Raw genomic sequence first — 7,614 nt, 5'->3', positions numbered from 1 at the left:
GACCAGTCGGCTGTCGCCAGATCGACGAGGGGTAGGCCGTCGCGAAGTGCCGCCTCGCGACCCGCCGCACTATCGTCCCAAGCCGCAACGTCGGCGCCGCCTGCGAGCAGCGCACGCGCAGCCGCGGTCCCGGAGCTACCCAGACCGAACACTGCAGCCGTTTTCCCTTGAAATGAGGTCGCGCGAATCATCGTCGGAAATCTATCGCATGTCGCGCCATTTGACTGAGTTTCTAGCGCAACTTCAGCGTCGAAAGCCCGATCAACGCCAGAATGACCGCGATGATCCAGAAGCGGATCACGACCGTCGATTCCTTCCAGCCCTTTTGCTCGAAGTGATGGTGCAGTGGCGCCATCTTGAACACACGCTTACCTGTCAATCTGAACGACACCACCTGAATGATCACGGAAAGCGTTTCGAGTACGAAAAGCCCACCAACGACCGCCAAGACGATCTCGTGCTTGATCGCGACCGCAATCGTGCCGAGCGTACCACCAAGGGCCAACGCGCCCGTGTCGCCCATGAAGATCATCGCGGGCGGCGCGTTGAACCATAGGAAGCCCAATCCGGCTCCGATGAGCGCCCCGCAAATGACCGCAAGCTCACCTGTTCCGGGTACGTGATGAATTTGAAGATAGCCGGCAAATTTGGCGTTACCCGAAAGATAGGCGATGACGCCGAACGTTGCGGCCGCGATCATGACCGGAACGATAGCGAGGCCATCGAGCCCGTCGGTCAAATTGACGGCGTTGCCGGCGCCCGAAATTACGAGGATGGCCAGGAGTATGAAGAATGGGCCGAGATCGATAACGGCGTCCTTGAAGAACGGCAGCGTCATCACGGTGCTCAGGTCGCGAGGTCCGAGCCTCATCAGCAGATAGCCGGCGACGGCGGCAATGAAAACTTCGAGCGCGAAGCGCGTTTTGCTTGCAAAGCCGGCGCTCGAGCGTTTCGTCACTTTCAGGAAATCATCGTAGAAGCCGATCGCACCGTAAGAGAGCGCCACGCCTAGAACGACCCAGATGTAACCGTTCGAAAGCTGACCCCACAGCAACGTCGAAACGGTGACGCCGGCCAGGATCATCAACCCACCCATCGTCGGCGTGCCGCGCTTCATATGATGCGATTGCGGTCCGTCCTCGCGGATCGGCTGGCCTTTGCCCTGCCGGACGCGCAGCAGATCGATCGTGGCCGGACCGAACATCATCACGAACAGCAGTGCTGTGAAGATGGCGCCACCGGTTCGGAACGTAATGTAGCGGAAGACGTTCAGCGCGCTGATCTGATCGCTGAAATTGACGAGCTCATAGAGCATGCCGGACTAGCTTCCCCCGTATATGCCGCGATCCCTGCTAGGATGCTGCCCCGTCTTCCCCGAACCGCGTCTTGAGTGCCGTGACAATCGGACCAAGCCGTGTCCCGTTCGAGGCTTTGACCATCACGACGTCGCCGCGGCGCAGATTTGACGTCAGTATCTCTTCAAGCGATGCCGCGGTCAGAGCGTAGCTGCCCTTTTTTGCCTCCGGTAAGGCATCATAAAGACCCTTCATATGCCGGCCGCACGCAAAGATGAGGTCGACACCGGCTTCGTCCACAGCCTCCTTTAGTCCGATATGCAGTTGTGGTGCCCCTTCGCCAAGTTCCAGCATGTCACCCAACACCGCGATACGCCTCAAGAATTTCTGTCTTGGTACGGCTCCGAGTGTTGCCAGCGCGGCGCGCATCGACGCAGGGTTCGCGTTGTAGCTCTCATCGATCAAAAGAGCTTCGCCCCCGTCGATCCGCAATCGAATTCTCGAGCCGCGCCCGCTCGGTGGCGCCAGTCCCGCAAGCGCCGCGACAGCCGGCTTCAGGTCAGCCCCGACCGCCGCGAGCGCCCCGACGACGGCAAGGGCATTTTCCGCGATGTGCCGCCCCGGCATGGCGAGACGGAGACGAAGGCTTTCATTGCCGATACGAACCGTCATGTCGCTGCCGGCGATCGCAAGCTCAAGATTTTCGCCGCAGACGCCCGCCGCCGCGCTGAAACCGAAACTCACTGGCTTGGCGCCGAGCCTTTCCGCAATGATCTTCAGCCGCGAGGCGTGAGGATTGTCATGCTTGATGATCGCGGCGCCGCCCGGCATCAATCCTTCGAAGATTTCGGCTTTGGCATCGGCGATGGCTTCGACATTCGCGAAGTGCTCGAGATGCACGGCTTCGACCGTCGTGACTATCGCCGCGTGCGGACGCACCATCTTCGCTAGTGGGCGGATTTCACCCGCGTGGTTCATGCCGATCTCAAACACCGCATAACGCGTGTCTCGTGGCATCCGCGCCAGCATCAGGGGGACGCCCCAATGATTGTTGTAGGATTTTTCCGACGCGTGTGTTGGGCCGAGGTTCGCGAGACAAGCCCGCAGCATTTCCTTGGTGCCGGTTTTGCCGGCGCTCCCGGTGACGGCAATCACGCGCGCCGACGGGTAAAGCCGTTGGCGGGCGGCACGGCCCAACGCTTCAAGCGCCTTCAGCGGTTCCGCCACTTTGAACAACGCCCCGTCGCCGGCTTGCCGCTGATAGCTCTCGGCGACGAGCGCGGCAGCGGCACCCGCCTTGAAGGCGGCAGCGACGAAGTCGTGCCCGTCCCGCTGATCCTTTAACGCCACGAAAAGATCGCCCGGCTCCAAAGTTCGTGTGTCGATCGAAATGCCCGTGACGACGCGCGCACTGCCGCCCTCGGCATCGCTGCCGAGGGCGGCGCTTAATTCGGAGAAAGACCAAAGCGGTTGCATTGATTGATCGTCAGCTCTGAAGCGCACGGCAGACTTCTTCGTGGTCGGAAAACGGCACGACGCGATCGCCGATGATCTGGCCCGTTTCGTGGCCCTTGCCTGCAACGATCACAACATCGCCCGGCGCCATCATGGCGATTGCCGTGGAAATTGCTTCCGCGCGGTCGCCTATTTCGCGCGCACCGATGGCGCCGGCCAGAATTTCCTTGCGGATGACGGCCGCCTGCTCGGTGCGCGGATTGTCGTCGGTGACGATCGTCACGTCGGCCTTTTCGACCGAGATGCGGCCCATGATCGGCCGCTTGCCCTTGTCCCGATCGCCGCCGCAACCAAACACCGAAATGAGCCGGCCCGTGACGAATGGCCGGCAGGCATCGAGCGCCGCGGCAAGTGCTTCCGGCTTATGCGCGTAATCGACGACGGCCAATCCACCGTTTCTCTGGCCGATGATTTCGAGCCGGCCCGGCACACCCTTGAGATTGCCCAACGCCGCAAGCACGTCGCCGGTTTTTTCTCCGGTCGCAATGGCGAGGCCAGCTGCAACGAGTGCGTTCTCCGCCTGATAGGCACCGACGAGCGGCAGGCGCACATCATACGTGCGCCCGTTCGCGACAATGTCGATGCGTTGCCGAAAGCCGTCTCGCTTCAGCCCCGCGCGCCGCAGCGTTTCGCCCGACGTTCCAACCGTCGACAGCCGAAGCCCACGTGCCTTGCAAGCGGCGACGACATCGTCCGACCCGGCACCGTCCATATTGATGACCGCTGGCTGGCCTGGCGCGAGCAGCTCGGTGAAAAGGCGGAGCTTCGCCTTCAGATAGGCATCGACGCTCGGGTGATAGTCCATGTGATCGCGGCCGAGATTCGTGAAGGCTGCCGCCGAAAGTACGACGCCGTCGAGACGGTTCTGATCGAGGCCGTGCGACGATGCCTCGAAGGCAAGGTGCGTCACGTCTTCATCCACCAGTTCGGCAAGCATCGCATGCAACGTAACCGGGTCGGGCGTCGTCAATGAGCCGTAGATAGCGCCACGGGGCTTGACGATGCCGATCGTTCCGATCGAGGCGGCGTTATGACCGAGTGCGGAAAAAATCTGGCGCGTGAAATCTGCGACCGACGTCTTGCCGCTCGTGCCGGTGACCGCAACGGCGCAATGCGGCTGCTTTTGAGCAAACTTCGCGGCGATCTTCGCCAATGCGGCACGCGGGTTTTCGACCTCGATCAGCACGACGTCGGGCGGCACGGCGACGCCCTTGCCTTTGGCGACGACAACCGCTTTGGCACCGCGCGCGATCGCATCGGCGACGAAGGCCGTGCCATCGATCTTCGATCCGGGGATGCCCGCGAAAATTGCGCCTGGCCCAACGGCGGCGCTGGCGGCGGTTATTCCAGTGACATGAACGGCGTCGGCGCCGGGTGGTGGCGCGATATCGGCCGGCAGCACTTCGCTAAGCCGCATGACGCCCCTTGCTTGTCGTCTCTCACGAAGTCGGAGAACGTTAGATACGAGGCGGCAATCAGGCCGTCAAATCGCCAGATGCCCCGCCGGTCATTACTGGCTCGCGATCGTGTTCATCGGCGCGACACCGAGCTCACCCGCGATCCGGGCAATCAACCGGCCGGTCACGGGTGCCGCATTCGTCCCGGCGGTGTGTCGTCCCCCAGTGCTTGCGACGCCCTTCGGTTCGAAGAGGATTACGAACGTCAGGTATTGCGGATCGTCCATCGGGAAGGCGGCAAGAAACGACGAGATGACCGACTTTGAAGCGTAGCCGCCACGATCGGGCACGTCCGCCGTTCCGGTCTTGCCGCCGACGCGATAGCCCGGCACGTCGGCTTGACCGCCGGTCCCGTCCGGACTGGTGACGTTGAGGCGCATCAGCTGCGCCATCTGTCGTGACGTAGTTGCCGTGATGAGCGGCTTGCCGACGGCCTCACCCGTTTCGAACTTTCTCAGAAACGTCGGTTGAACACGTTTGCCACCGTTCAACACCGTCGCCGCGGCAGCCGCAAACTGCAACGGCGCCTCGGCAATGCCGTGACCGTAGGACACAGTGATCGTTGCCGCGCGATTCCACGCGGGTGGCACCTGGGGCGCGACGACGCTTGCGCCCGCTACATTTAACGGATCGAGCATTCCGAGCTTGCGCAAAAAGCCCTGCAGCTTTTCGGGACCCGCCTGAAGCGCCAGCATTCCGGCGCCGACGTTCGAGGAATGCGTGAAAACTTCAGCCACGCTCAACGGCCGGCCGGCGGGATGAAAATCCTTGACCGTAAAGCGGCCGGCTTCGAGCGGCTGGCGCACATCGATTATCGTCTCGGGTTTCGCCAGGCCCTCGTCGAAGGCCATCGCAATCGTCAGCGTCTTGAAAACCGAGCCAAGCTCGTACGTGCCGCCCGTCATGCGATCGATGTGTTTTTCATCGAGATATTTGCCCGGCCATGCCGGATCGACGCGCGGCAGCGATGCACTTGCCAGAACCTCACCCGTCTTGACGTTGAGCACGAGACCAGCGGCGCCGTCGGTCTCATAGTGCTCGACCGCGTCATCGAGTTCGTCTTCGAGGGCATGTTGGACACCGATATCGAGCGACAGGCGCACGGGCGCGCGCGTCGACAATGTCGCCGCGTGCACGGGATCGACGCCGATCTTGTCGTCAATGTATTTCTCGATGCCGTTTACGCCCCGATTGTCGACGTTGACCGAGCCGAGGACGTGGCCCGCCAATGCTCCGGCCGGATAGGCGCGCTTCAACTCGTAGCGAAACGAAAGACCGGGCAGACCAAGATCATGAACCATTTGCGCCGTCTTCGGAGACACGCCACGGCGTACCCAGACGAAGCGGCGCGACCGGTCGGAAAGCGCACGGCGCAAGTCGGCGGCATCGAGGTCGGGCAGAACGGTGATGAGCTTCTCGACCAGCTCATCGCGATCAAGCACGACGCCGGGGTCCGCGAAAATCGACGGCGCTTGCAGGTCCGTTGCGAGCAGCCGGCCATTGCGATCGACAATATCGGGCCGGCTGAAGCTAGTCGCCACAGGCTCGGAAAGCGCCAGCGTAACGTTCGGCTGATGACTGAGAGCAAGCGTGACGAGCTGAATGGCCACCTCGGCAAATGCGAAAAACAAGACAGCGAAAACGCCGGTCTCAGTCAGCCGTCGCGTTTGCCGCTGCCGAGGCACATCACCATCTCGCGGACGCTGAATTGCAGGATCGCCCTCAACGACGGCCATCGGCGTTTTCCTGACGATCGTTGAGTTCGGAAACTTCGCGTCCCGTCTGGTACTGTTCGGGTCTCGGCGGCATGAGGCCAAGGTGACGGGCGAGCGCGTCTATTCGATCGGGCCTGGCCAGGTTGCCACGCTCGGCCTTCAGGACGGCAATGTCGTTGCGAGCCAACTCGGCGGCGTGTTCTTTCGCCTGCACTTCGTCTTCGAGGCGCCGGGTATCGTAGTTGAGGCCGTAAAGAAGCAGCGCGCTGGTAATCGCGAAAAAGAAGGCGGTGACATTCAAGAGGCGCATCGCTGGTCATGTCCCCTGTTCGCTGAGCCTCAACCGAGGCGCTAACTTTGCGGTCGTGGGACACCGAAGGTTTCAACATCCAGTGGCCACGGGGCTGCGTCGGTGCGAATGGCTGCTCTAAGCCGTGCCGAGCGAGCACGCGGGTTCACATCCAATTCACCTTTAGAAGGTGTTAACGGCCGCGAGTTAACAAGTCGGAAACTTGGAGGTACGGATTTTATCGATTCTTGCGGAATATGCCGTGAAACCGATACCGTCTTGCCGGACCGTTCGGCGAAGAATTTCTTAACGATCCGGTCTTCGAGGCTATGGAACGAGACGACGACCAGGCGTCCACCGGGTTTCAGAATATGCTCGGCGGCAGATAATCCGTAGGCAAGCTCGCCCAGCTCGTCATTGACGAAAATGCGCAGCGCCTGAAACGTCCGCGTCGCTGGGTGACGACCGTCGATCTTTCGGCCGTGAAAAACTCGCGCCACAGCATCGGCAAGTTCGAGGGTACGCGTGAACGGCTTTTCAGCGCGATGTCTTACGATGGCCCGCGCGATCGACCGCGATTTGCGCTCTTCGCCGAACGCGTAGATCACATTGGCGATGTCCTCTTCGTCGGCGCTGTTGAGAAAATCGGCGGCGGTTTCGCCGCTGGCGGACATGCGCATATCGAGCGGTCCGTCGTGCTGAAATGAAAAGCCTCGCCCTGCATCGTCGAGCTGCATCGAAGAAACACCAATGTCGAGCACGACCCCGTCGAGCTGTTCACCGGCTAGCTCTGCGCGGGCGACGGTTTCCATTTCGCTGAAAGCTGCTTCGACGACCTTCAACCGGCCCGATGCTTCATCGATCAGCGCCGCCGCATCGCGGACCGCAGTCGGGTCGCGGTCGAGTGCCAGAATTTTGCAGTTGGCTGCGCCGAGGATTGCCCGCGTATATCCGCCGGCTCCGAAAGTTCCATCGACGTAGATTTCGCCGTCCCTTGGCGCCAGACTTTCGAGAACTTCCGAAACGAGCACGGGAACGTGACGCGGAGGCCGGCTGCTGGAACCATGCAGGGCTCCCTTCGCCCCGCCGCCCCGCGTCATTCCCGTGCTCCATCGTCGCCATCGTCGGTTGACGAACGGCTACCCGCTGCGAAAAGTTTGCGCGTCACCTGAACTTTGCTGCGCGCTTCTCTCCGGCGCTGCTCGAAGCGGCCGGGCTCCCACATCTGGAATTTGTCTCCAAGGCCAACAAACGTGACGGCGGCGTCCAGGTTGGCGTGGGCGCGAAGGTTTTCAGGAAGGACGATGCGGCCGTCGCCATCGATCGTGAGAACCTGGACGTCG

6 protein-coding genes and 1 pseudogene are annotated in these 7,614 nt (G+C 61.8%); all 7 read right to left on the bottom strand.

The window, feature by feature from the left end:
- Positions 1–232 precede the first annotated feature (232 nt).
- Positions 233–1,315 (bottom strand): phospho-N-acetylmuramoyl-pentapeptide-transferase, encoded by a 1,083-nt coding sequence (gene mraY / locus VN623_RS06655; RefSeq protein WP_325569370.1) that lies wholly within the window; start codon positions 1,313–1,315, stop codon positions 233–235.
- A gap of 37 nt (positions 1,316–1,352) precedes the next feature.
- On the bottom strand, positions 1,353–2,771 hold the full coding sequence (locus VN623_RS06650) for a UDP-N-acetylmuramoylalanyl-D-glutamyl-2,6-diaminopimelate--D-alanyl-D-alanine ligase (protein ID WP_325569368.1): 1,419 nt from the start codon (positions 2,769–2,771) through the stop codon (positions 1,353–1,355).
- A 10-nt stretch (positions 2,772–2,781) separates the two neighbouring features.
- A complete protein-coding gene (locus VN623_RS06645; RefSeq protein ID WP_325569366.1) occupies positions 2,782–4,227 on the bottom strand; it encodes a UDP-N-acetylmuramoyl-L-alanyl-D-glutamate--2,6-diaminopimelate ligase in 1,446 nt (481 codons plus the stop codon).
- A 93-nt stretch (positions 4,228–4,320) separates the two neighbouring features.
- A complete protein-coding gene (locus VN623_RS06640) occupies positions 4,321–6,003 on the bottom strand; it encodes a penicillin-binding protein 2 (protein ID WP_325569364.1) in 1,683 nt (560 codons plus the stop codon).
- Complete coding sequence (gene ftsL, locus VN623_RS06635) at positions 5,990–6,292, bottom strand: cell division protein FtsL (RefSeq protein ID WP_325569362.1); 303 nt, start codon at positions 6,290–6,292, stop codon at positions 5,990–5,992. The genes VN623_RS06640 and ftsL overlap by 14 nt, the downstream gene beginning before the upstream one ends.
- Positions 6,293–6,333: 41 nt before the next feature.
- Positions 6,334–7,371: a 16S rRNA (cytosine(1402)-N(4))-methyltransferase RsmH gene (gene rsmH / locus VN623_RS06630; protein WP_325569360.1), complete on the bottom strand. Its 1,038-nt coding sequence runs from the start codon at positions 7,369–7,371 to the stop codon at positions 6,334–6,336.
- Positions 7,368–7,614: pseudogene (locus VN623_RS06625) on the bottom strand (division/cell wall cluster transcriptional repressor MraZ); the annotation flags it as partial. The pseudogene VN623_RS06625 and the gene rsmH, both read right to left, overlap by 4 nt.

The sequence above is a fragment of the Hyphomicrobium sp. genome (assembly GCF_035572195.1).
GTDB lineage: Bacteria > Pseudomonadota > Alphaproteobacteria > Rhizobiales > Hyphomicrobiaceae > Hyphomicrobium_B.
Note: the sequence above shows the minus strand (reverse complement) of the source record. Positions and strands in the feature narration are given on the sequence as shown.

Bases quoted from the DNA above. Each gene is read 5' to 3' on its own strand.
- mraY (WP_325569370.1), bottom strand. From the start codon at position 1,315: ATGCTCTATGAGCTCGTCAATTTCAGCGATCAGATCAGCGCGCTGAAC.
- VN623_RS06650 (WP_325569368.1), bottom strand. From the start codon at position 2,771: ATGCAACCGCTTTGGTCTTTCTCCGAATTAAGCGCCGCCCTCGGCAGC.
- VN623_RS06645 (WP_325569366.1), bottom strand. From the start codon at position 4,227: ATGCGGCTTAGCGAAGTGCTGCCGGCCGATATCGCGCCACCACCCGGC.
- VN623_RS06640 (WP_325569364.1), bottom strand. From the start codon at position 6,003: ATGGCCGTCGTTGAGGGCGATCCTGCAATTCAGCGTCCGCGAGATGGT.
- ftsL (WP_325569362.1), bottom strand. From the start codon at position 6,292: ATGCGCCTCTTGAATGTCACCGCCTTCTTTTTCGCGATTACCAGCGCG.
- rsmH (WP_325569360.1), bottom strand. From the start codon at position 7,371: ATGACGCGGGGCGGCGGGGCGAAGGGAGCCCTGCATGGTTCCAGCAGC.